Here is a 23,080-nt window from a genome sequence, read left to right on the forward strand (position 1 = left end):
GTTTGGAAACAAACAGAATGCTATCGCTGCATAGTTGAACAGTGATGTTCAGCAGTGTTCAGCGTAAATGTATCAGCATCACCACCCAAGCTACAGAGAAGGGGTTTATCTTTCGCTGCCGGCTGCTCCAGCAAGATGGCTCTTTCGAGCCGGAGATTGGCGCCAAAGCCTACGGCTACTTTCAAAACGAGGCCGAGGCTATTCTGGCGGGCATGGTCTGGATCGACCGGCAGCAACTGCCAGATCACCTAGACGGTCTACTGTTTGACAATGAGGAGCCGGAAGGTTAGATAGGGGCTTCTTCTCGCACCAGCCGCTCCCAACCCAAGCCTTTGAGGGCAGCATTGCGCCGCAGCGGTCGGGTCACCAGCTCCAGCAGAGCCTGGGTGTTGCCGAAGCCGTGGATCTGGGCGAAGGTGAACTCCACCGACCACTTGGTGGTTATCCCCCGTGCCTCTAGGGGGTTGGCGTGGGCCATACCTGTGATCACCAGATCCGGCTGCAGGGCCTTGATGCGCTGGATTTGGTTGTAGTTATCCGGCTTTTCTACGATGGTGGGCTTGGGCACTCCCATCTCTTCGCAGGTGCGCTCCAAGAGGGCCAGCTCAGCCGCTTGGTAGCGTTTGTCCATGTAAGGGATCCCAATTTCCTGCACCGTCATGCCACAGCGCACCAGGAAACGGGCCAGCGAGATCTCCAGCAGGTTATCGCCCATGAAGAAAACGCTCTTGCCCCGCAGCAGCTCCCGATAATCCCGAACCTGGGGATGGTTCCACACTTCCGCTTCCCGCTCTGCCAAGCCTTGAGTTGGGATCCCTAGCTCGCGGGCAATGGCTTCTATCCAGGCGCGGGTGCCATCCGGCCCGATGGGAAAAGGAGCGGTGATGAGCTTAGCCTTTTTACGGCGTACCAGCGTGGTGGCTGTGCGGCTGAGGAAAGGATTCACCCCCACCACGTAGGTGCCCGGCTCGATGGCCGGCAGCTCCCCATAGCGTTTGGCCGGCAACCAGCCGGAGACGCGGATCCCGTGTTTCTTCAGCTCCAGGGTGAGTTGGGTAACCACCGGATCGGGCACCGAGCCGAAGATCACCAAGGGAGGATGCTTGTGGAAGCCTTCCTCCTCTTTCTTTGTTCCAGAGCGGAGCCCGTAAAAAAGCGCCTGGAGACCCCCGCGGGTTTCCTGCTCCTCTGCCCGCACCTGCTCTGGGCAGCGTTGAGCCATCGAGGCCAAAACCGTGTCTTCCCCTTGGGTAAAAGCGTAGTCGAGGCCATTGGCCCGTGCCACCACAATCGGGATCCCAATCTCCCCCTCCAGCTTCTGGGCTAGGCCCTCCAGGTCCATTTTGATGATCTCGGTGGTGCAGGTGCCGATCCAAACAATCACGCTGGGATTGCGATCTCGTTGAATTTGCAGGCACAGCCGCTTCAGCTCCTCATAGTCGTTGAGCTTGGCGCTAATATCCCCCTCTTCCAGCTCCGCCATGGCATAGCGGGGCTCGGCAAAGATCATCACCCCCATGGCGTTTTGCAGAAAGTAGCCACAGGTTTTGGTGCCGATGACCAAAAAGAAGCTGTCTTCAATTTTTTGATAAAGCCAAGCTACACAACTAATCGGGCAAAAGGTATGGTAATTGCCGGTTTCGCACTGGAAGTTAAGGGCGTTGGCACTATCCAAAGCAGCATTCATGCTCGTCTCCTAACAACATATAAAGAGGGGAACATTTCGGGCTAAAGGGCCGCCAACTGGGGCACACCCACCAATTTTTCGCTGAGATCCCAAAGCAATTTGGCCTTGGCATCGTCTGCCGCCTCGTCAGAGACTTCTTGGTTAAAGGGCTTGGCATTCTTGCGTTGCCGGTTACCCCAGCTCCAGTAGAATCCCGACCGACGAAACTCGGGATCGGCCACCACTTGGGCCACCCGCTCTCCGGCCAATTCCTGAGAAACAAATCCGCCCGTGATGTTTTTTTGGAACCAGGGGAAAAGTTTTTGAAACAGGGGATAGTGATGGCGGAACAGAGCCGTGGTGGCTACACACCCCGGATAGAGGGAGAGGAAGGTGATGCCAGTGCTTTCGTGGAAGCGGCGGTGCAGCTCGCGCATGGTGAGGATATTGCAGACTTTGCTGTCTTTGTAGGCTTTCACCGGATCAAATTTGCCGCCATCGGCCATGCTGATGGGATCCTTAAAGCCCTGGGCAAATCCCCGCAGATCCCCCAGGTGGGGTTGGGGTGGGATCTTACCCCCCAGCTCCTTGGGATTGTGGGTAACCGTGCCCAAGATCACCAGCCGCCGATCTGGATAGGTGGAGCGTTTCAGATCCTCCAGCATCAAGTGGCAGAGCAAGAAATGCCCCAGATGGTTGGTGGCCATGGTCAGCTCATATCCTTCCGGGCTGCGCAGGGGCTGCTTGAGCAGGGGCATGTAGATGGCGGCATTACAGACCAAGGCGTCCAAGGAACGGCCCCAGTTGCGGAACTGCTCGACAAACCGCCGCACGCTGGCCAAGCTGGCCAGATCGATCTGCATCAGGGTATAGCTGCCCTGGGGGATCCCCACTTGCTGGGCCGCCCGGTAGGCTTTGTCCAGATCCCGACAGGCCATCACCACGTGCCAGCCGCGCTTGGCCAAGGCCAAAGCTGAGTATAGGCCAACACCCGAGGAAGCTCCGGTAATCACGACGGTGGGTTGCTCTTGTCCTTGCATATCCAACTCCTGTGCCATTTCCTTCCCAAAGCGGGATCCCTACAGGATCCATCTTGGGGGGGAAAGCGGATCGGACAACAAATTGATAAGGTTTGCGACAGTCTTCCGAAACAGTGGCTTCATTTTTGGACACACTGCCCAAGCCGGCAGGGGATCCCTTACACCAAGGCCAGTTGGCGGGCTGGAGTGTTGTAAAAGTCGGAGAGCAAAGCAAACAGCTCCCGATCCTCGGCAGGTTGGGGCACGATCCCTTCCGGACGGGCCAGCAGCTCATCGGCGATGTTCAGGTAGTACTGGCAGACAGGCTCCAGGCTGGGATCGGTTTCCGCCATCTCGAAGAGGGTTTTGCCCTTGACCCGCGAGACGCGAATATCTTCAATGAGGGGAAGCACCTCGATAACCGGCATGGGAACTGCCGAGACGTATTTGTCGATTAGATCCCGCTTACTGGTGCGATTGCCGATCAGCCCGGCCAACCGCAGCTTGCGGGTTTTGGCCTTTTCTCGCACCGAGGCAGCAATCCGATTGGCGGCAAACAGGGCATCAAAGCCGTTGTCGGTTACGATCAGGCAGTAGTCGGCGTAGTTGAGGGGAGCCGCAAAACCGCCGCACACCACATCCCCCAGCACATCGAAGAGGATGACATCGTACTCATCGAAGGCGTTCAGCTCCTTCAGGAGTTTGACGGTTTCCCCCACCACATAGCCGCCACAGCCGGCCCCTGCCGGGGGCCCACCCGCTTCCACGCAGTCCACGCCGCCGTAGCCGCGGTAGATCACATCTTCTGGGTAGATGTCTTCGTGGTGATAGCCCTTGGCTTCCAGGGTGTCGATGATGGTGGGGATGAGAAAGCCGGTCAGGGTGAAGGTGCTGTCGTGCTTGGGATCACAGCCAATCTGCAAGACCTTTTTGCCCCGCCTGGCCAAGGCCACCGAGATGTTGCAACTGGTGGTGGATTTGCCGATCCCACCTTTTCCGTAAACCGCCAATTTCACAGCGCGTTCCTCCATGGGGCAGACAAGGGACATTATCGGCAGCCAACCCGCCCCCTGAGAACTGTTGCGAAGGATAAAGGTGGATCCCTCAAAAAGCTAGAAGTTCCCAGATCTTGCAAATGGTCCTAAGAAAGTTCCCAGGGCTTCTCAAGTCGATTTTTGATGTTTTTCCCGATTTTAGTTTTAGATATACTTTCATCAGTGATCAAAAGAAAACAATTCCAGATGACAATTCACCCAAATCGGGAAGGATTCAGCTATGCCATGGCGCTGATCCCGTCCTCTTGGCTTGGCGCTGAGGCAGGTTTGGGCTGAGAAAGAATCAAGAATGGTCTCAATTCTGGGGGGAAGGTGGGGGGAACCCTTCGCTCTCAGGGATCGAAGGCAAAAGTAACTCGCACCGCTCCTGCAGAATCCACCTCGATCCTGCGCAGGAATTCCCGCAGGTAGGCACGCCGTTCGGTCTCGCTGAGGTCTTGCCAGAAGGGCGGGATGGAGAGGGTTTGGATGGTCTGGGTGAGGTTGGCGGGGGGGAGTTGCTCCAGCTTTTGGGCCAAGCGGGCCGTCTCTGCTCGCAACTGGTAGCGACGCTGGGCTAGGGAGGCCTCGTCCATTAGTCCAGATTGCTGCAGCTCTTCCAATTGCCGCAGCCGCTCGGCGTTGGCCTGGATTTGGGCTTGGAGCTCTTGGCGGACTTGGGTGAGGGCTTGTCGATCCAGCGTCTGGGCGCGTTGGGGCAGTTGTTCGCACACCTGCCGGATCACCTCCTGCAGGACTTCGGTGTAGGGGAGGCTGTAGCGACAGGTTTGGCAGCGCAGATAGAGGTAGGGGGATCCGTTCTTTTTCCCCTTGCGAGGGGTGGTTTGCACAATGCGCAGAAGGCTGCCACAAGCGCAGCAATGAACCAGGCCGGCCAAAGCGCGGGGAGCACTGGCGCTGCGGCGAGGGATCCCTTGGTTGCGTTTGAGCCAGCGATCGATCTGGGCGGCTTCCGTGCGGCTGAGAAGGGCCGGGTGAGTGTCCCGCAGGGTGGTGCCGTCGGCATAGGCCAGATCCCCGCGGTATACCGGGTTGAGCAGCCAGTTGCGTCCGGTGGCCACAGAAATCCGCTTGTGGTGTTTTTCCTCCAAGAAGCGCACCGCCCGGCGCAGGGATCCGTAGAGGAGAAAGTGCTGGAAAAAATCTTGGATGATGCTGGCCTGCCGGCGATCCAGCACGTAGCGTTCCCCTTCGCGGCGGTAGCCAAAGGGGGCAGGGCCAGGGGGGGGTTTGCCCGCCAGGCGGTTTTGGGCTTGGCTGCAGCAGAGGCGGCGGCTTTGCAACTGATGGGGGATCTCGGCCAGCAGCGGGATCCAATCGGCAGCCTCGGTGGGGGTTTGCAGACCGGATTCGGTGACCAAGCTGAGGCGGATCCCGGAGTGTTGGAGTTGCAGCAGCCGCTCGTGAATTTCATCCGCCCGATCCCCCAGATCCGCCAGGCGCAAGAGCAGCACTTCCTGCACCCAGCCGGCTGTGATGCGCCGGAACAGCTCCTCCAGATAGGTTCGGGATCCCCAATCGTGCAGGATGGGATCGGCCCCTCGCAACTTGAGCCAGGCCAACTCCTGTTCCGGCAAAGGGGCATGGGAAGGCGTGTAGAGGTAGCCGCAAACGCTCATGGACAAGCCATTCAACTATTGTCACCGCCGCTGCGCCAGAACGGAATCAAGCACCTGGCGAATTCTGCCCTGGGCCTGTTGCAAGTGCTGACGGGCCTCTTGAGCAGAGCACCCCAGCAAGGCCACAAGGATGGCGGTTTTGACATCTCCATCACAAGCCTGCAGCAATTGGGCAGCCGCGGCGGGATCCAGATCGCAGGCTAGGGCCACCATTCGCTCCGCCCGCTGCTTGAGCTTGGCATTGCTGGCCTGGAGATCCACCGTTAGGTTGCCATAGGTCTTGCCCAAGCGGATCATCACTCCAGTGGAGATCGTGTTCAACACCAGCTTTTGGGCTGTGCCGGCTTTCATGCGGGTGGATCCGAGGATTACCTCCGGCCCCACCAAAGGGGCAATAGCAATATCCACCTGCTCGGTTAGAGGAGAAGGGTGATTACAGGCCAGGCCAATCGTGAGCGCCCCCATGCTCCTAGCGGCTTGGATCCCACCCAGCACATAGGGGGTACGACCGCTGGCAGCAATTCCCACCACACTATCTTGAGCTTGGAGGTGAAGACCCTCCAGCGCGCGGGCAGCCGCTTCTGCGTCGTCCTCTGCACCCTCTACCGCCTGGGTCAGGGCTTTTTCCCCCCCGGCGATCAAAGCCACCACCTGTGCGGGGGAAGTGCCAAAAGTGGGTGGGCACTCAGCCGCATCCAGTACCCCCAGGCGACCTGAGGTTCCTGCCCCGATATAGATCAGCCGCCCGCCGTGACGCATCCGCTGGGCAATGGCATCGATGGCTTGGGCAATCGGCTCCGCCTGAGCAGCCACCGCTTCCGGCACCTGCCGATCCTCGGCGTTGATCCGTTTCACCAGTTCCAAGGTGCTGAGACGGTCGATCTCGGCTGTAGCCGGGTTGGGGCTTTCGGTCAGGGATCCGGGATCCCCGGCCACTTGTGGAGAATCCATAGCAGTGCTTGCTTAGGGGAGAGGGATCCCACGTTTTGTCCCCTCAGATTCTATCTAGCGGTGGCAAGGGATCTCTTGAGGGATCAGTAAACGGAAGAAGAACTGCGCCAACAGCGTCGCCAGCATCCATTCCCGCCAAAACCCCTGCCAACGGGAACGCAGCACGGCCACGGTAGTCCTTCTCCCAGGATGCCCTCATCACCGGCGGCGACCAGCCCAAATACGCCTCAGTCGGCAGCCCAACCGGTGAATTGACGAAGGCGAGCGCCGCCCAGTGGCGGTACTCTAGAAGGTGTTCTAAGGACTCCGTCCCGCTACTGCGATGAGTAAGTCCATGCAAGCGATGGCAAGGACTCCGTCCCGCTACCGCGACCAGCCTGCCCTGCGCATCTTGATCGTGCGCCATGGTGAGAGCACCTTCAACCTGGAAAATCGCATCCAAGGCCGCTCCGATCTCTCCCGGCTCACCCCCACTGGAGAAGTGCAGGCGCAGCGTGTAGCCGAGGCCCTGGCCGGGATCCCGTTGGATTGCGCCTATTGCAGCCCCCTGTCTCGCGCCCTCGATACCGCTCGCGTCATTTTGAAAGACCGAGAAGGGATCCCTCTGCACATCACCGATCAACTGCGGGAGATCGACCTGACGGCCTGGGAAGGGCTGACCTTTGCCGAGGTGCAGGAGAAATACCCCGAAGATTACCACCTGTGGCGGCACCATCCCGACAACCTGGAGCTGGAGGGCCGCTTTCCAGTGCGGGATCTCTGGCAGCAGGCGCAGGGGTTTTGGGAAATGCTGGCTTTCCATCTGCAATCGGCTTCGGGCCCCTGGAACCATGGAGCGGATCCCTCCCCAAGGCAGCCCCTCAATATCCTCATCGTGGGCCACAGCGGCATCAATCGCGCCCTGGTCAGCACCGCCATCGGCCTGGGGCCACACCACTATCACCGCCTTGGGCAGGATAACTGCGCCATCAGCGTTCTCAATTTTCCCGAGGGCCTGCAGGGGCCGCCACAACTGGAATCTCTGAACATCACCGCTCACCTCGGCCAAGCCCTGCCCAAGCGCAAGCAGGGGATGCGCATCTTGCTGGTGCGGCATGGGGAAACCCAATGGAACCGAGAGCGCCGTTTTCAAGGGCAGCGGGATATCCCCCTCAATGCCACCGGGGAGGAACAGGCAGCCAAGGTGGCAGAATTTTTGGCCACTCAACCTCTGCAACTGGCCTTCTCCAGCCCCCTGAAGCGCCCTTGGGCCACAGCCGATGCCATCTGCAGCAACCACAGCAACCTCATTTTGCGCCCAATGCCCGACTTGCAAGAGATCTGCCACGGCGACTGGGAGGGCAAGCTGCAAAGCGAAGTCGAAGCCGAATACCCCGGCGAGCTGGAGCGCTGGCAACGGGATCCCGCCAGTGTGCAAATGCCCAATGGGGAAAACCTTCACCAGGTGTGGGAGCGCACTCGCTCCGCTTGGCAGGAGCTTTTGGCCATCACCGCAGCCCAGTTTCCTCAGGGCACGGCGGTTGTTGTTGCCCACGATGCCATCAACAAGGCGATCATCTGTCAGTTGTTCGACCTTTCCCCCCAAGCCTTTTGGATCTTCAAGCAGGGGAATGGCGCCATTACGGTGATCGACTATCCAGAAGGCAAGGAGGGTGCCCCGGTTTTGAAGGTGTTGAACCTCACCACCCATCTGTCCGGCCAGATCCTGGACTGCACCACTGCCGGAGCTTTGTGAAGATGGGATCCTCTCCTCTCCGCAAGCTGACCGGTCGCGTTAGCGGGACGGAGTCCTTACCAGATGTGTGTCTCCAGAGAGTGCGCCTGTTGGATCCTTGGCGTCAGCGGGATGAAGTAACCGATGTGTGGTTGCAGGAGGGTCGTCTGCGGGCCACCGAGCCGGCAGGGATCCCTGCCGATATCCCCACCATCAATGGCTCAGGTTGGGTGGTGGGGCCGGGTTTGCTGGATCTGTATGCCCACAGCGGCGAGATGGTTGGCAGCGGTCGCGTAAGCGGTGCGGAGCACTTTCTGGCCCACAGTCGGGAAACCCTGACCTCTTTGGCTGCAGCGGCTTTGGCGGGAGGCTTTACCCAGGTGGGGCTTCTGCCCACCCCCCTTCCCGGAAGCGGCTTTTTTCCGGTGCTGGATCGCCCGGAGCACTTGAACCGCTACCCCCGCCAATTGGGGGATCCCCGCTGGCTGCCCTGGGCTGCCCTGAGCGTGGGTGGCCAGGGAGAAACCCCAACCCCCTGGGGAGAACTGGCGCAAGCGGGAGCAGTTGGCTTTGCAGAGGTTCAGCCACTGCGCTCCTTGGCTTTGGTGCGGCGGGCTCTGGAGTATTTGCGGCTGGAGAATAAACCCCTGCTGCTCTGGGCCTGGGATCCCACCTTGGCCGGGCAAGGCAGCCTTTACGAAGGGATCTGGGCGCTGCGCCTGGGGCTGAAAGGGATCCCTGCCAGTGCTGAAACTGCCGCTCTGGCCCGCCTTCTGGAGATGATCAGGAGCGTTCCTTCCCCCCCGCCCGTGCACATCATGCGCCTGAGCCAAGCCCGCAGCCTGGAGCTGATCCAACAGGCCCAAGCAGAAGGACTGCCGGTTACCGCCAGCACCACTTGGATGCACCTGATCTTGTCCGAAGAGGCCGTCCTTGAGCATCGCTACGATCCCCACCTTCGTCTCCTGCCCCCTCTTCCCAGCGCCGGCGACCGGGAGGCTCTGATCGCCGGGATCCGTTCCGGCAGCCTGGGGATCGCTACGGATCACCACCCCTACACCTACGAAGAGAAAACCCTGCCCTTTGCCGATGCTCCGCCGGGGGCGATGGGCCTGGAGCTGGCTCTGCCGCTGCTGTGGCACCATTTGGTAGAAACGGGATCCCTGACGGCGCTGCAACTGTGGTCTGCCCTCAGCCTGTACCCGGCCCGCTGCCTAAACCTAGATCCGCCCACCCTTACCCCCCACAGCGACTGGGTGCTGTTTGATCCCACCCACCCCTGGACGGTTTCTGTTGCCACTCTCCACTCCCGATCGCCAGCGACTCCCTGGCTGGAGAAAACCCTGTGCGGCAAAGTGCTGCACACCCATGTTGAGGAGATCCCCTCCCGCAGCTCTGCCCCTTGATCCCGAAGAAGGCCGACAAGACCTGTCCGGAGAAAGAGCCAATTCAAAGAGGGGGATCCCTTCCCGCCAGCGGGACGGGGTCCCGAATTCAAAACTCCCCGGCCAGAGCGGCTACACAACGCTCACACAGCTCTGGATGTTCGGCAAATTCCCCCACACGGGTGGAATAGTTCCAGCAGCGCACGCACTTTTGGCCGTCAGCCGGAAAAACAGAGACCTCCAAGCCTTGACCTGAGGTTTTCTCCAGTTCCACCTGTGAGGTGATGAACAAGTAGCGCAACTCGGCAGCCCGCTCCTGCAAAAGAGCGTATAGGCTGGGATCCGCTACCTTCAGGATTACCTTGGCCTCGGTGGAAGCGCCGATGGGCTTAAAGGACTCCGTCCCGCTAACGCGACCGGTACGGGCTTGCTCCAGAGCCTTGTTCACCTCTTGGCGCACCTCTCGCAGCTGCTCCCAAATGGCCGCCAACTGGGGATCCCGCCAGTGCTCCGGCAGCTTCATCCACCCCCCCTCAAACACCGAACGGGTGGGCTTGGGATAGGGCAGATGGCTCCAAATCTCTTCGGCCAGGTGGGAGAGAACGGGGGCGATGGCCTTGGCCAAGTTCTCCAGCAACAGGGAGAGCACCGTTTGACATTGGCGCCGCCGCAGACTTTGGGCATGGCTAATGTAGAGGCGATCCTTGGCAATATCCAGGTAAAAGTTGGAGAGATCCACCACACAGAAGTTCTGAATCGCCTGGAAAAAGCGGTAGAACTGATAGCTGGCAAAAGATTCGCCGATCTCGGATCCCACCTCGTGCAGGCGGTGCAAAATGTAGCGGTCTAGCTCCGTCAAGGCTGCAAAAGGAACGGCATCCTGAGCCGGATTGAAATCGTAGAGGTTGCTCAGCAAAAAGCGAGCTGTGTTGCGGATTTTGCGATACACATCCGCCATTTGCCCAAGAATGGTCTTGCCCAGCGGCACATCCCCGGAGTAGTCCACACTGGAGACCCACAGGCGCAGCACATCCGCCCCGTAGGCGGGATCCGTCTGGGGATCTTTGCCGCCGTTAATTAACACCATCGGATCGATGACATTCCCCAGGGACTTGCTCATTTTCTGGCCTTTCTCGTCCAGCACAAACCCATGGGTGAGCACCGCCTTGTAGGGGGCATGGCCGTTGACGGCCACGGAGGTAAGCAAACTGGATTGGAACCAGCCCCGGTGTTGGTCGGAGCCCTCCAAATACAGATCCACCGGGTAGCCCAGCCCTTGGGCCTTGGCCACCGCTGCCCAGGAAGAGCCGGAGTCAAACCACACGTCCATGGTGTCCATCCCTTTGCGGTAGGTGCGGCCATTGTGGCGGTACTTCTCCGGCAGCAGCTCTTCCACTGGGCGCTGCCACCAGGCGTCGGATCCCTCTTGGGCGAAGATGGCCTTGATGTGGTCGAGGGTCTCGGCGGTGAGCAAGGGCTCGCCGGTTTCTTCGTCGTAAAAGACGGGGATGGGCACACCCCAAGCCCGCTGGCGGGAAATACACCAATCCGAGCGCTCCGACACCATAGCAGTGATGCGGTTCTCCCCGATGGCCGGGATCCATTTCACGGTTTTAATGGCCTGCAGGGCCAGCTCCCGGAAGCCAGCTACAGACGCAAACCACTGCTCGGTGGCCCGGAAAATGGTTGGCTCTTTCGTGCGCCAGTCGTAGGGATATTTGTGGTTGTAGGGTTCTTCCTTGAGCAAAGCCCCCGCAGCCTGTAGAGCCTGGATCACGGCAGCATTGCCGCTGGTCTCCGGCTTCTTGGAGAGCACATCCAACCCGACGAACTGGGATCCGGCCTCGGCGGTAAATCTCCCCTGATCGTCCACAGGGCTGAGAATGGGCAGACCGTACTTTTGGCCGGTTTTAAAGTCATCTTCCCCGTGTCCCGGAGCCGTGTGCACAATGCCGGTGCCCGACTCGGTGGTGACGTAGTCCCCCAACACGCAGAGGCTGGTGCGGTCGAAGAGGGGGTGCCGTCCTTGACTGTATTCCAGGGCGGATCCCGGCAGGGTAGCCTTGATCTCCAGAGACGTCTCCAGAACCTTCTCCAGCCGCTCCCGCAGATCGGCGGCGATCAACAGCAGGCCGAAGCGGGGAGACTCCACCACTGCATAGGTGAGCTTGGGGTTAAAGCAGAGAGCCAGGTTGGCCGGGATCGTCCAAGGGGTGGTGGTCCAGATGGCTGCCCGCAGGCCCGGCATGAAAGGCTCCAAAACCGGCTGCGCCGCCGGGCTGAGGCTCTGCAGGGGAAAGGCCACGTAGATGCTGGGGGAGATGTGGTTGTCAGGGTACTCCAGCTCCGCTTCCGCCAGAGCCGTCTGGGAGCTGGGGCTCCAGTGGACGGGTTTGAGGCCGCGGTAGATGTAGCCCTTGAGGGCCATTTGTCCAAACACCTCAATCTGTGCGGCTTCGTACTCCGGCGACAGCGTCAGGTAGGGCCGATCCCAGGATCCCCATACCCCCAGGCGCTGAAAACTGGCCCGCTGCACATCAACGTAGTGCAGGGCGTACTCCTTGGCTTTTTGTCGCAGCTGCAGAGGGGTGAGGTTTTCCCGCTCCTGCGGAGTGAGGCTTTGCAACACTTTCAGTTCGATGGGCAGGCCGTGGCAATCCCAGCCGGGCACGTAGCGCACCTTGCGCCCTTGCAAGATGTGGTACTTGTTCACAATGTCCTTGAGGATCTTGTTGAGGGTGGTGCCCATGTGGATATCGCCATTGGCGTAGGGCGGTCCATCGTGCAGGACAAAGGGATCCCCAGGATTGTGGTCGGCAAGGCGCTGGTAGATTTGCTCTTCCTGCCAAAAGGCTTGAATGGCGGGTTCTCTCTTGGCGGCCTCTGCCCGCATGGGAAACTGAGTTTGGGGCAGGTTGAGGGTACTTTTGTAGTCCACGGCAACTCGAGCAACCTAAAGGGCGTCTCTCTATCCTACGCTGTCGCCTCATCCTCAGCAGTCCATCCCTCACCCCTCTTGTGGGACAGGGGATCCGAAGCCCACGGTCACCCAGAGCGCCTGGAGCTCTCAAACGGCTCCAACAAACCACCGCATGAACTCCCTGATCGAGAAAACAAGAAAAGATTTGTGCTAGTCTCAGGGTGTCGTTGAGTAAGGGAGGTTCCTGCGGATGCCAGATAGTAGTAGTTGTAAGGGTCGTCAAGTTGGGTTCAGCCGGCTGTGCGCCGGGGCTGTTCTCTAACGGTCTGAACTTAGATCCTTCAGTCTGCTGAAGAGTCTTCGCGTTCTGGCTCGCTTGGAGTTCCTCCCGGCAGTCAGGTTCCAGTTGAAGGCCCGCTAGACCGCTCTTTCCCTGACCGCCTGTTGTTGCCTTGGGGGTGGGAGAGAGCGGATAGTTTTTGAGATGGTCGCAGATGAGCTTTCGACGGCAGCAGGACTGGAAATGGATGGCCAGGTTCTCTAAAGTTCAGGCACGCTCAAGGCCCCTCGGTAGCACCTTTTGAGAGGGTCTGGTTAATTACTTGCGGGGGTAGGGCGATCCACCACTGGGGCACCGAGAGAGTCACCGCCATTGCAGCCACTCAGAAACAGGGCCAGCACCAGAAAGCAGAGCAGACAACCTGGAGAGCGCATAGTTTCCCATCCTAGCAAGCTCAACTGCCTGCTCAGATTACCTTAAGGGCATCCCTCATCTTGTGAAGATTTCTTAAGGAGGTGGGGGAATGGTCAGGGATCCCTCCAGAGCCAAGCGATCGCTGACGATAAGACGCCGACTCTCCAGCGTGATGCCGGTTTGGTTAACCAACATCACAGAAATCCACTCAGAACGGGGTTCTTGCGGAGCATCTGCCTGTAGGAAGATCCCTCCGGCCTGTAGAGGTTCGAGAGCAAACGAGGTCACCTCTGGGTAGCCCGCCCCGGCAACGGGTTGTTCGGCAACGGCGCCCAACAGCAAAGAGTGGGTGAGAGGCTCTGCCACAATCGCCTGCAGCGAATAGGTGGATCCCGGTTTGACCACCTCCGGCAGGTTCAAGGTGACGGTGGGAGGGGCAGATCCAGAGGTGAGGGTGCTGGCCTCCCGCAGCACTTCTTGGTCAATCAACAGCAGTTGTCCGGGATTGGCTGGATCCGGGCGATAGCGATTGCGCACCAGGGCAGAGGCTTCTACCTGAAAGTCCCCCCGCACCGAGGATTGGGATCCCTCTACTTGGCTGAGAATATCCGCAACAATCTCAGGGCCCACCTGCCGCCAGGAGAGGATCTGGGCCGAATAGGTGAGCTTGGGATGAGAGCTCCACAGCTTGCGGATGGCACCTTCCACCTCTTCCCGGTCCAGCCCATCTCGGTGGCGGAAGTCGGGGCTGTAGCCGGCCATCACCCCTGGCAAATCCCGCCGGTTGGCGGCGGCCACCTGCTGGCTTAGCCACTCCACCAGGGCGGCTGGCGGTGGGCTGGAAACTTGCCGCTGGATCCCACTTTCTAGGGGCATCGGGGCAGCTTGGGCCCAAGCCGAGGACTCCATCCGGCTGACGTGACCGGCTGTCAATCCAAGGGGGATGCTCCAGCTCACGGCCAGAGCAAGGGGCCAAAGCAGTTGCGGAAAGTTAGATCGGGATTTCAAGCCATGGGCCTCCAGCCGGCAAATCTGGATCCCAGTCTAGCCTTAGGGCAGTTGGGATCCCAAAGTCCAGACCAGATAAGATCGATTGGAATAAGCTTTGGCTCATAGCGCCTGTTCTCCATGGCTCCCCAGCACTCTCCAGCTTTCTTGGCCCTGGTCAACGAGGCCAAAAGCCGCATCCAAGAACTGACAGTCGAGCAGGTCAGGCAAAAACAACTGCAAGGGGATCCCTTCTATTTTGTGGATGTGCGGGAAGAGTCGGAGTGGCAAGCCGGCCACGCTGCCGGAGCCATCCACTTGAGCAAAGGGATCATTGAGCGGGACATCGAGAGGGTGATCCCCGACAAAGAAGCGGAGATCGTCCTGTACTGCGGCGGCGGGTTTCGTTCGGCGTTGGCAGCCGATAATCTACAGAAAATGGGCTATCGTCGGGTGATCTCGATGGATGGGGGCATGCGGGCTTGGCGAGAAGCGGGCTTTCCTGAGGAGCGCTAAACCCAGGGGCGCTCTTGTTCTGATTGCAGCATTGGAAGCTTCCCTCTCCCCTTGGGACAAGGGCTAGGGGCAAGGGAAAACTTCTAACCTTGTCTAGAATGACAACAGCTTTGCCCTACTCCTGCCATGCTCCAAACCTTACCCCGCCTGGATGTTGCTGCCCGTTTGCAGCAGTTGCGCCAGCTTCTGCGAGAACAAGATCTGGATGGCTTTTGGGTTCCCTCTGCCGATGAGCATCTCAATGAGTATTTGCCGGAACATCGCAAGCGGCGTCAGTGGATCACAGGCTTTACCGGCTCGGTGGGGGATGCCTTGATCACCCGGGACAGGGCTTGGCTGTGGGTAGATCCCCGCTATCACGAACAGGCGGAGCGGGAGGTGGATCCCAATCTATTGACAGTGATCAAAGGAGGTCTGCCGAATCAGCCCAGCCTGATGGAGATTGTGGAAGAGCTGGGATCCGGCTTTCGCCTGGGGGTGGATCCCTTTACGGTGGCGGTGGCCACCTATCGCCAGTTGCAGGCCCATGCCCAAGCGGGAGGGGTGCTCTTGATCCCGGTCATGGAAAACTTGGTGGATAAGCTGGCTCAGGGATCCGCTCCTGTCGCTCCCTTTGACCGGCCCATTGACTCGGTACCCACCCACCTAAGCGGGGCCACCCCTGCAGAAAAGCTGGCCCAAGTCCGGCAGGAGATGCGCCGCAAGCGGGTGGGACTGTTGCCCCTGACCAAATTGGATCAGGTGGCCTGGCTGTTTAACCTGCGGGGATCCGACATCCCCTACAACCCAGTGTTTTGGGCCTATGCTTTGGTCAGCCTAGATAGAGCGGCTCTATTCACAGATCTGGAGCGGCTCAGTCCCCCATCTCGGCAATTTCTGGCAGAAGCCGGGGTGGAACTCTGGCCCTACGAGACCTACAGCCAACAACTGCCCCAATGGGCCAAGAGCTACGCGCCGGTGGGCTTGGATCCCAAGCAGACCACCCAGGGCACTCAAGAGCTGCTGCAGGATGCGAGCTGCCGCGAGCTGGAGCACCCGGTGGAAGCCCTCAAGGCCGTGAAAAACCCCACCGAGCTGGAACAGATGCGCCGCGCCAACCGCAAAGCCAGCCGGGCCAAGATCCGTACCCTGGCCTGGATCGACCGGCAAATCCAACAGGGGATCCCCATCAGCGAAGCCGATGTGGCCGCGATCATGGAGGCCCACTACCGGGAGGAAGGGGAGTGGGTGGGTCTGAGCTTCAATACCATTGCCGGGGCAGGAGCCAACAGCTCCATCATCCACTACGGCACTCCGGATCCCCAGAAGCTGCTGCAGCCGGGCGAACTGTTTTTGTTGGACTCCGGATCCCACTACTTGGGGGGCACCACCGACGATACCCGCACCGTTTGGATTGGCCCGCAACCCGCGGATCCCTTGTTCAAGCGGCGCTATACCGAGGTGCTCAAGGCCCACATTCAATGCGCCCGCCAGATCTTCCCCCCCGACACCTATGGAGTCTCGTTGGATGGGATCGCCCGCTCCACCCTTTGGCAGGCCGGGCTGGACTATGGCCATGGCACCGGCCACGGTGTCGGCGCCTTTTTGAATGTCCACGAGGGGCCCAACGGGATCCACCGCCGCGCCAGCACCCCTCTCAAAGTGGGCATGATCAACAGCATTGAGCCGGGCTACTACCAGCCGGGATGGGGTGGGATCCGCCTGGAGAATCTCTACGAGGTGATTGCCATTCCCGAGCCGGAGGGCTGGATGGGCTTTCGCTCCCTGACTTGGATCCCTTTCGATGGGCGCTTGATCGATTGGGAACTGTTAAACGAGGTGCAGCGAGCCTGGCTGGACGAGTATCACCGGCAGGTTTACGCCATGCACCACGCCACCTTGCCAGAACAGGATGCCGCCTGGTTACGACGCGCCTGCGGACTGAGCTGATGTACTCGCAAAAGCGTTGCGCCCTGGCAAAGAGCGCAGGAAGGATCCCTGCAGTTGACCACATGCGGCATTGCCATCCAAACCACGGGTTTGGCGCACGGTGGCCCGCACCTGGTGTTGCTCAAGCTGGCGGACGAACGCTTTGACTCGTGCCGGGTGGGGGCGTTGATAGTCGGCTCCAGAGATAGGGTTGTAAGGGATCAGGTTCACGTGCAGTTGCACCCCTGACCGGCTGGCCTGCTGCAGCAATTGCGCCAGTTGGCGGGCATGAATGGGCAGATCGTTGACCCCCGACAGCAGGGTATATTCAAAACTGACTCGCCGCCCGGTGCGCAGCATGTAGTCGCGGCAATCCTGGATCAGAGTGTCCAGAGGGTAGTGGGCTGCCGAAGGGATCAACCGTTGCCGCAGGTCTTGATTGGGGGCATGCAAGCTGACGGCCAGGGTAACTTGCAGATCCTGCTGCGCCAGCCAGGCAATTTGCCGGGGTACCCCCACCGTCGAGAGGGTGATGTGCCGTTGGCCGATGCCGATATCTTGATTCAGGCTGCGGATGGCTTGTACCACCGTATCGCGGTTGAGCAGGGGTTCCCCCATGCCCATAAAGACCACATGGCTAACGCGACGGCCAAAATCTTCCTGCACCGTCAACACCTGATCCAGAATCTCGTGCAGCTCTAGGTTGCGCCGGTAGCCCATCTTGCCGGTGGCACAGAAATCGCAGGCCATCGGGCAGCCCACCTGAGAAGAGACGCAGACCGTCAGACGCTTGGCCGTTGGGATCCCTACCGTTTCGATCAACTGCCCATCCGCCAACCCCAGCAGAAACTTCACAGTACCATCGCGGGCCTCTGTCCGCTGCACAATGCGCGAGCGTCCCACTGGGTAGCTTTGCACCGCCTCTCGCCAAGCCCTAGGAAACACCGTCACCTGTTCCAGGGAGCGGATCCCTTTTTGGTAGATCCAAGCATGCAGTTGTTGCCCGCGATAGGCCGGCTGTCCTTGGGCAACCGCCCAGTCTTTCAGAGCAGACAAGGATTGCCCCAGCAGGGGAATGGGTAGGGCCGACATAAATCCATCTCAAAAGCACAGGAGTCTGGCTCCTTCACTCTAGCCTGTCCCCGTGACCCAATCTCCTTCAGTCCAGTGGAAGTGATAAAATGGGGTGCCGTTGCCGGATGTTGAAGTGCTGGTCGTCATCGACAACTACGACAGCTTCACCTACAACCTGGTGCAGTATCTGGGGGAGTTGGGAGCCCAGCTACAGGTTTTTCGCAATGACCAGCTCTCCGTTGACGACCTGCGCCGCATGCAGCCGCAAGCGGTGGTCATCTCTCCTGGGCCAGGGCGGCCAGAAGATGCCGGGATCTCCCTGGAGTTGATTCGGGAGCTGGGGCCAGAGCTGCCGATCCTGGGCGTTTGTCTGGGGCACCAGTGCATTGGGCAGGTCTACGGTGGTCAGATCGTGCGCGCACCTGAGCTGATGCATGGCAAAACCTCGCTCATTTACCATCGAGGGGTGGGAGTGTTTGAGGGGTTGAGCCAGCCTTTCACGGCCACCCGCTACCACAGCTTGGTGATCGAGCCTTCTACGTGTCCTGACGAGCTGGAGGTGACGGCCCAAACCAGCGATGGGATCATCATGGGGGTACGCCACCGCCGCTATCCCCATGTTCAGGGCGTGCAGTTCCACCCGGAGAGCATCTTGACCGCCGAGGGCAAGCGCTTGTTGAGCAACTTCCTGCGCAGCGCCAAAGCCTCAACTGCTGCTCAGCCCAATGTTTCGCAGAAACCTCAGGAAACCGTTGCCGTTGTTACATCAGGGATCCCCACTCCATGAAGCGTCGCCAGCTTCTGCAAGCCAGCGCTGGGCTGCTGGGATCGATGGCCGTGAACCTGGCCAGAGGGCGCAAAGCGGGCGCTCAGACAGCGCCGGCACAAGGTTCGGAAACGCCAACAACCCCAGGGTCTATAGAGTTCACCCCCGGCTCGAGCTTGGAGGGGCTGCAACTGACTTGGCTGCACCACAGTTGTGTTTTGTTCGAGGGGGAAGGCCAACGGTTTCTGGTCAACCCGTTTCGTCCGGCGGGCTGTACGGCTGGCTATCCTGCCCCACGAGTTGCTGCCGATCTGGTGTTGCTCAGCAGCCGCTTGTTGGATGAGGGCGCTTTGGATGTGGTGCCCGGCAACCCAAGGGTGCTGTTTCAGCCGGGGGACTATCTGATCGACGGGATCCGGGTGCAAGGAGTACGCATGCCCCGTGGCCCTCGCTTTGGCGTGAATGTGGGTTGGCGCTGGCGCATGGCCGGGATCGACATCGTGCATTTGGGGGGAGCTGCCTTGCCCATCACGCGAGAACAGTCCATCCTGCTCTCTCGCCCCGACCTGTTGCTGGTGCCGGTGGGGGGTGGGCCGAAAAATTACGATCCTGCTGGGGCCAAGGCGGCCATTGAAGCGCTGCAGCCGAAGTTGGTCATCCCAACGATGTATCGCACCGTCGCCGCCGCCGACTCCCAATGCGATCTGGTGCCTTTACAGGCGTTTTTGAGCTTATTCCCTGCCGCAGCCGTTCAACCTGCTGCCAGCAATCCTCTCATTCTCTCGGCCCAGGCTCTGCCCTCGCGGGGGATGGTCATTCTTGCGTTTGAGGAATAGCAACTATGGGGCGCAAGCTCTGGAGAGTCGTCCTTGGCCTGGGATCCCTGGTGGTGATGGGAGGGTTGGGCCTCTACGGCCACACCTTGCCGGAGGATCCACAAGCTCTGGCCCAAGCCAACCCGCTGCGGCTGCAACTGGCCCTCTGGCTGGGGAAAGACGCCAACGCCGTCGATGGGCGGGGCAAAACGGCCCTGTTTTTTGTGGAGAGCGGTCTCAAGGCCCGCCTTTTGCTCTATTCTGGGGCGGATCCCAATCGACCGGACTATGGGGGAGCCAGCCCCTTACACCAAGCCGCTCGCCTGGGCAACCCTGAGGTTACGAAAGCCCTGCTCCAGGGAGGGGCGGAGGTGAACGCTCGCTTTGGTGCCGGTGGCCTTCCCCTACATTTTGCCGCTTGGTCCGGCAACCCAGAGGTCGTTCGGCTGCTGCTGGAACATGGCTCCGAGATCGACGAGCCGGATGGCTACGGCCTCACCCCCCTGCAAATTGCCCAGGACATGCGGCGCTGGGAAGCTGCGATCCTTTTGTCCCGCTGGCCCCGCTCGGCATCCGCTGACGGGCATATGGATTGATTCCGCTTCTCTCACCACCCCAGCACCCAGGCAAAGATCAAAGGTGCCACAATGGTGGCATCCGACTCGATGACAAACTTGGGGGTATCGACAGCCAGCTTGCCCCAGGTGATCTTCTCATTGGGCACTGCTCCCGAATAGGAGCCGTAGCTGGTGGTGGAGTCGCTGATCTGGCAGAAATAGCCCCACATGGGCACGCCCTGGCGGCCCAGGTCTTGATGGAGCATGGGTACCACACAGATGGGGAAATCCCCGGCTATGCCGCCGCCAATTTGAAAGAAGCCGATGGAGGATTCCGCCGAGGTGCGCAGGTACCAATCCGCCAGGTGGATCATGTACTCGATCCCTGTGCGGACGGTGTGTACATTGCGGATCTCACCCGTGATGCAGTGGGCGGCATACATGTTGCCGGTGGTGGAGTCTTCCCATCCCGGCACATAGATGGGCAAGTTGGCCTCCATAGCCGCGTAAACCCAAGAGTCCCGCGGATTGATCTGGTAGTAGGGCTCCAGCCGGCCACTGCGCAGAATCCGGTAGAGAAACTCATGGGGAAAATAGCGCTCGCCCGCCTGATCGGCGCCGATCCACTCTTCCAAAAGGGCTTTTTCCAAGCGCCGCATCGCCTCCTCTTCGGGAATGCAGGTATCGGTTACCCGATTCATGTGCCGCTCCAGCAGTTCCTGCTCCTGCTGCGGGCTGAGATCGCGATAGTGGGGCACGCGCTCGTAGAAGTCGTGGGCGATGAGGTTGAAGATGTCCTCTTCCAGGTTGGCGCCGGTGCAGGAGATGGCGTGAACCTTACCCTGCCGGATCATCTCAGCTAGGGAAAGGCCCAGCTCTGCTGTGCTCATGGCACCGGCCAAGGTCACCATCATCTTGCCGCCCTTTTCCAGGTGAGCACAATAACCTTTGGCTGCATCCAGCAGCGCGGCTGCGTTGAAGTGGCGAAAATGATGTTGGATAAATTGGCTGACGGGGCTGTTGGTCACGATTTTTCCGGTCACTCTGACCTGGTGAAGCACGATTTTCTAGTCTATCAACTTTAGGGGCGCTGACAAGCTTTGCTTGGGGATACCTTTATCGGTATTGGCAACCATTCCCCTGCAGGTCGGCTGGAGCAGGTTGCGTTGCGAAGCCGGGATCCCATACCGGTTCTCACCCGGCCTTGGCTGAGACAAAGGGATCGCCTGCCCATGTCAGAATGGTGGCGAATCACCGCCCTATATCCGTTCACGCTATCTGTTCACGTTGGGTTCATGCCTCCTGTCAGCACTGTCGAGCCAGCCGAGCCCATTGCCGAAGTCCAATCTCCTGAGCTGGCTTCTTCTCCTGCCGAGCCATTGCCTGGCGCTGTGGACATGTCAGTGCCAACAACGACCGGGATCTCTATGGGATCCCTGCGGCGCTGGTGGGCGCGATGGAAGCAAAAACTGCGGTTGGAAACTCAGTTGCTCTTTGTGGCAACGCTGGTGGTCTCATTGGTGGTGAGCAGTTTTACCTTCTGGGCCGTCAGCACTGTGCAGCAGGATGCCCGCTTCAACGAGGCCCGCTTTGGCCGAGATCTGGGGCTGCTCTTGGCCGCCAATGTCGCCCCCCTGATTGCGGAAGATCGCATTGGCGAAGTGGCGCAACTGTCCCGCCAGTACTTTGAGAGCACCAGCAGCATCCGCTATCTGCTCTATGCCGATCCCGAAGGAAACATCTACTACGGGATCCCGTTTTCCAACCAAGAGGTGAAAACCTCCCTCAGCCTCACCCGTCGCATGCAACTGCCGGACAATCGCCCCCCTGCTGAGGGCCAACCGCTGGTGCGCACCCACCTCACTCCTGCCGGGCGGGTGACGGATATTTTTGTCGGCATCTATCATCAGGGCCGCTTTTTGGGCACCCTCGGCCTGGGGATCAATCCCAATCCTGCCCTGGTGCGCTCCACACAATTGGCGCGGGAGGTCTCGATCGGGGTGTTTTTGGCGGTGTGGGTCTTGGCCATCCTGGGATCGGTGGTCAATGCCCTCACCATCACCTACCCCATCAAAGAACTGGTCAAGGGCGTCCAGGAGATCACCAAAGGTAACTTCAAGCAGCGCATCGACCTGCCCTTCGGGGGCGAGCTGGCCCAGCTCATCGACAGCTTTAACGAGATGGCGGAGCGGCTGCAAAGCTACGAAGAACAGAACATCGAAGAACTGGCTGCCGCCAAAGCCAAGTTGGAGACCTTGGTCTTCTCGATCGTCGATGCCGCCATTTTGCTGGATGCCGAGTTGCGGGTGCTGCTGCTCAATCCTGCCGCCTCTCGTATGTTTGGCTGGGAAGGGGATCCCGTTTTGGGCAAACCCCTGCCGGAGCTGTTGCCGGAGGATCTGCGGCAGCAACTGGCCCGCCCCCTGATGCACATTGCCCGCGGGGATCAAGAAGCAGAGGAAGTTCGCGTCAACCTCACCGGCCCCACCAAGCGTGTTATCCGCATCCTGCTTTCGCCGGTGTCGGATCCGCGGCGGCAAAATCTCAAGGGGATCGTGATGACGGTGCAGGACATCACCCGCGAGGCAGAGCTCAACGAAGCCAAGGCCCAATTCATCAGCAACATCAGCCACGAGCTGCGCACCCCCCTCTTCAGCATCAAGTCTTTTATCGAGACCCTCTACGAGTACGGCGAGCAGATGTCCCCCGCCGAGCGGCAGGATTATCTGGAAATTGCCAACCGCGAAACCGACCGCCTCACCCGCCTGGTCAACGATGTTTTGGATTTGTCTCGTCTGGAATCGGGCAAGCAGTACCACTTTGAGGGCGTCGATATCTCGGCGGTGATCGAGCAAACGCTGCGCACCCATCACCTGCAGGCCCGCGACAAAGGGATCCAGTTGCGCAAATTCGTTGATCCCGATCTGCCTTTGGTGTGGGGCAACTACGATCTGCTCTTGCAGGTGATGACCAATCTCCTGGGCAATGCCCTCAAGTTCACTCCCTCAGGGGGCCTGGTGACGGTGCATGCCCACCTGGTGGTTCAGGCGGATGGATCCCCGCAAGCGGTGCGGGTGGCAGTGGCCGATACGGGCATTGGCATTGCCCCAGAGGATCAAGAGCGGATTTTTGACCGCTTTTTCCGGGTGGAGAACCGCGTGCATACCCTGGAGGGGACGGGCTTGGGCTTAGCCATTGTGCGCAACATTCTGGAAAAGCACCACACCTGCATCCGCCTGGAGAGCAAACTGGAACAGGGATCCACCTTCTGGTTCGACCTGCACCTGTACACTGAAGAGGGACCGCTGGAGTTCGAGGTTCAGCCAGCCGAGACGGATCCCCCCAGTTGCGCTTGGCGGGAGCATGCCTCTAACCCCCAAAACCCTGAACTTTGCTGAATTTACTGAGCTTTAGGCGGTTTGGCAAAAGTCATT

The 23,080-nt window shown here is 59.9% G+C and carries 18 protein-coding genes; 9 read left to right on the plus strand and 9 right to left on the minus strand.

Annotation, left to right across the window (positions count from 1 at the left end; all coding sequences use genetic code 11):
* The first annotated feature begins 44 nt into the window (after positions 1-44).
* A complete protein-coding gene (locus tag NW849_RS08780) occupies positions 45-290 on the plus strand; it encodes a hypothetical protein (protein ID WP_414343918.1) in 246 nt (81 codons plus the stop codon).
* On the opposite strand, the gene NW849_RS08785 is transcribed toward NW849_RS08780, so the two are convergent.
* The 5 genes from NW849_RS08785 to murQ all read right to left on the minus strand — a co-directional run bounded on the left by NW849_RS08785 (position 287) and on the right by murQ (position 6,310).
* On the minus strand, positions 287-1,687 hold the full coding sequence (locus NW849_RS08785) for a ferredoxin:protochlorophyllide reductase (ATP-dependent) subunit N (protein ID WP_414357293.1): 1,401 nt from the start codon (positions 1,685-1,687) through the stop codon (positions 287-289). The two genes, NW849_RS08780 and NW849_RS08785, sit on opposite strands and share 4 nt — an antisense overlap.
* A 41-nt stretch (positions 1,688-1,728) precedes the next feature.
* The gene (locus NW849_RS08790; RefSeq protein ID WP_414357295.1) at positions 1,729-2,706 is read right to left on the minus strand and encodes a protochlorophyllide reductase; all 978 of its coding nucleotides are present in this window, start codon (positions 2,704-2,706) and stop codon (positions 1,729-1,731) included.
* Positions 2,707-2,864: 158 nt separating this feature from the next.
* A complete protein-coding gene (gene bchL, locus NW849_RS08795; protein WP_041437180.1) occupies positions 2,865-3,701 on the minus strand; it encodes a ferredoxin:protochlorophyllide reductase (ATP-dependent) iron-sulfur ATP-binding protein in 837 nt (278 codons plus the stop codon).
* A gap of 371 nt (positions 3,702-4,072) precedes the next feature.
* Complete coding sequence (locus NW849_RS08800) at positions 4,073-5,359, minus strand: recombinase family protein (RefSeq protein WP_414357297.1); 1,287 nt, start codon at positions 5,357-5,359, stop codon at positions 4,073-4,075.
* Between the two features lie 21 nt (positions 5,360-5,380).
* Positions 5,381-6,310, minus strand: a complete 930-nt coding sequence (murQ, locus tag NW849_RS08805) for an N-acetylmuramic acid 6-phosphate etherase (protein ID WP_414357299.1) — start codon at positions 6,308-6,310, stop codon at positions 5,381-5,383.
* A gap of 334 nt (positions 6,311-6,644) precedes the next feature.
* On the opposite strand from murQ, the gene NW849_RS08810 reads away from it, so the two are divergent.
* A complete protein-coding gene (locus tag NW849_RS08810) occupies positions 6,645-8,045 on the plus strand; it encodes a histidine phosphatase family protein (protein WP_414357301.1) in 1,401 nt (466 codons plus the stop codon).
* 2 nt (positions 8,046-8,047) lie between these two features.
* Entirely contained in the window at positions 8,048-9,430 is a 1,383-nt protein-coding gene (locus tag NW849_RS08815; RefSeq protein WP_414357303.1) for a dihydroorotase, read from the plus strand.
* An 88-nt stretch (positions 9,431-9,518) separates the two neighbouring features.
* On the opposite strand, the gene ileS is transcribed toward NW849_RS08815, so the two are convergent.
* Positions 9,519-12,302 carry an isoleucine--tRNA ligase gene (gene ileS, locus NW849_RS08820; protein ID WP_414357316.1) on the minus strand — a complete coding sequence of 928 codons (2,784 nt, stop codon included), beginning with the start codon at positions 12,300-12,302 and terminating at the stop codon, positions 9,519-9,521.
* 814 nt (positions 12,303-13,116) lie between these two features.
* Positions 13,117-14,031 carry a hypothetical protein gene (locus tag NW849_RS08825; RefSeq protein WP_414357305.1) on the minus strand — a complete coding sequence of 305 codons (915 nt, stop codon included), beginning with the start codon at positions 14,029-14,031 and terminating at the stop codon, positions 13,117-13,119.
* A gap of 120 nt (positions 14,032-14,151) precedes the next feature.
* On the opposite strand from NW849_RS08825, the gene NW849_RS08830 reads away from it, so the two are divergent.
* Both NW849_RS08830 and NW849_RS08835 read left to right on the plus strand, forming a co-directional pair.
* Complete coding sequence (locus tag NW849_RS08830; RefSeq protein WP_011432658.1) at positions 14,152-14,526, plus strand: rhodanese-like domain-containing protein; 375 nt, start codon at positions 14,152-14,154, stop codon at positions 14,524-14,526.
* Between the two features lie 126 nt (positions 14,527-14,652).
* Entirely contained in the window at positions 14,653-16,455 is a 1,803-nt protein-coding gene (locus NW849_RS08835; RefSeq protein WP_414357307.1) for an aminopeptidase P family protein, read from the plus strand.
* On the opposite strand, the gene rlmN is transcribed toward NW849_RS08835, so the two are convergent.
* A complete protein-coding gene (gene rlmN / locus NW849_RS08840; protein WP_414357309.1) occupies positions 16,429-17,526 on the minus strand; it encodes a 23S rRNA (adenine(2503)-C(2))-methyltransferase RlmN in 1,098 nt (365 codons plus the stop codon). The two genes, NW849_RS08835 and rlmN, sit on opposite strands and share 27 nt — an antisense overlap.
* A 115-nt stretch (positions 17,527-17,641) precedes the next feature.
* On the opposite strand from rlmN, the gene NW849_RS08845 reads away from it, so the two are divergent.
* Genes NW849_RS08845 through NW849_RS08855 form a run of 3 tightly spaced genes read left to right on the plus strand, consistent with a single transcriptional unit; the run spans position 17,642 to position 19,685 of the window.
* Positions 17,642-18,295 carry an anthranilate synthase component II gene (locus NW849_RS08845; protein WP_414357317.1) on the plus strand — a complete coding sequence of 218 codons (654 nt, stop codon included), beginning with the start codon at positions 17,642-17,644 and terminating at the stop codon, positions 18,293-18,295.
* The gene (locus NW849_RS08850) at positions 18,292-19,110 is read left to right on the plus strand and encodes an MBL fold metallo-hydrolase (protein ID WP_414357311.1); all 819 of its coding nucleotides are present in this window, start codon (positions 18,292-18,294) and stop codon (positions 19,108-19,110) included. The genes NW849_RS08845 and NW849_RS08850 overlap by 4 nt, the downstream gene beginning before the upstream one ends.
* A 5-nt stretch (positions 19,111-19,115) precedes the next feature.
* Positions 19,116-19,685: an ankyrin repeat domain-containing protein gene (locus NW849_RS08855; protein ID WP_414357313.1), complete on the plus strand. Its 570-nt coding sequence runs from the start codon at positions 19,116-19,118 to the stop codon at positions 19,683-19,685.
* An 11-nt stretch (positions 19,686-19,696) separates the two neighbouring features.
* Here the strand turns inward: NW849_RS08855 and NW849_RS08860 are convergent, their stop codons facing one another.
* A complete protein-coding gene (locus NW849_RS08860; protein ID WP_414357315.1) occupies positions 19,697-20,674 on the minus strand; it encodes a deoxyhypusine synthase family protein in 978 nt (325 codons plus the stop codon).
* Between the two features lie 369 nt (positions 20,675-21,043).
* Here NW849_RS08860 and NW849_RS08865 point away from each other — a divergent pair, with 369 nt between their 5' ends.
* Positions 21,044-23,044 (plus strand): ATP-binding protein, encoded by a 2,001-nt coding sequence (locus NW849_RS08865; RefSeq protein WP_414357318.1) that lies wholly within the window; start codon positions 21,044-21,046, stop codon positions 23,042-23,044.
* Positions 23,045-23,080: the final 36 nt, after the last annotated feature.

Source organism: Synechococcus sp. R55.3, assembly GCF_047461975.1.
GTDB lineage: Bacteria > Cyanobacteriota > Cyanobacteriia > Thermostichales > Thermostichaceae > Thermostichus.

Excerpts from the sequence above, each read along its gene's own strand:
- NW849_RS08780 (WP_414343918.1), top strand. The coding sequence starts at position 45 with ATGTTCAGCAGTGTTCAGCGTAAATGTATCAGCATCACCACCCAAGCT.
- NW849_RS08785 (WP_414357293.1), bottom strand. The coding sequence starts at position 1,687 with ATGAATGCTGCTTTGGATAGTGCCAACGCCCTTAACTTCCAGTGCGAA.
- NW849_RS08790 (WP_414357295.1), bottom strand. The coding sequence starts at position 2,706 with ATGCAAGGACAAGAGCAACCCACCGTCGTGATTACCGGAGCTTCCTCG.
- NW849_RS08800 (WP_414357297.1), bottom strand. The coding sequence starts at position 5,359 with ATGAGCGTTTGCGGCTACCTCTACACGCCTTCCCATGCCCCTTTGCCG.
- murQ (WP_414357299.1), bottom strand. The coding sequence starts at position 6,310 with ATGGATTCTCCACAAGTGGCCGGGGATCCCGGATCCCTGACCGAAAGC.
- NW849_RS08810 (WP_414357301.1), top strand. The coding sequence starts at position 6,645 with ATGCAAGCGATGGCAAGGACTCCGTCCCGCTACCGCGACCAGCCTGCC.
- NW849_RS08815 (WP_414357303.1), top strand. The coding sequence starts at position 8,048 with ATGGGATCCTCTCCTCTCCGCAAGCTGACCGGTCGCGTTAGCGGGACG.
- ileS (WP_414357316.1), bottom strand. The coding sequence starts at position 12,302 with ATGCGGGCAGAGGCCGCCAAGAGAGAACCCGCCATTCAAGCCTTTTGG.
- NW849_RS08830 (WP_011432658.1), top strand. The coding sequence starts at position 14,152 with ATGGCTCCCCAGCACTCTCCAGCTTTCTTGGCCCTGGTCAACGAGGCC.
- NW849_RS08835 (WP_414357307.1), top strand. The coding sequence starts at position 14,653 with ATGCTCCAAACCTTACCCCGCCTGGATGTTGCTGCCCGTTTGCAGCAG.
- rlmN (WP_414357309.1), bottom strand. The coding sequence starts at position 17,526 with ATGTCGGCCCTACCCATTCCCCTGCTGGGGCAATCCTTGTCTGCTCTG.
- NW849_RS08850 (WP_414357311.1), top strand. The coding sequence starts at position 18,292 with ATGAAGCGTCGCCAGCTTCTGCAAGCCAGCGCTGGGCTGCTGGGATCG.
- NW849_RS08855 (WP_414357313.1), top strand. The coding sequence starts at position 19,116 with ATGGGGCGCAAGCTCTGGAGAGTCGTCCTTGGCCTGGGATCCCTGGTG.
- NW849_RS08865 (WP_414357318.1), top strand. The coding sequence starts at position 21,044 with ATGTCAGTGCCAACAACGACCGGGATCTCTATGGGATCCCTGCGGCGC.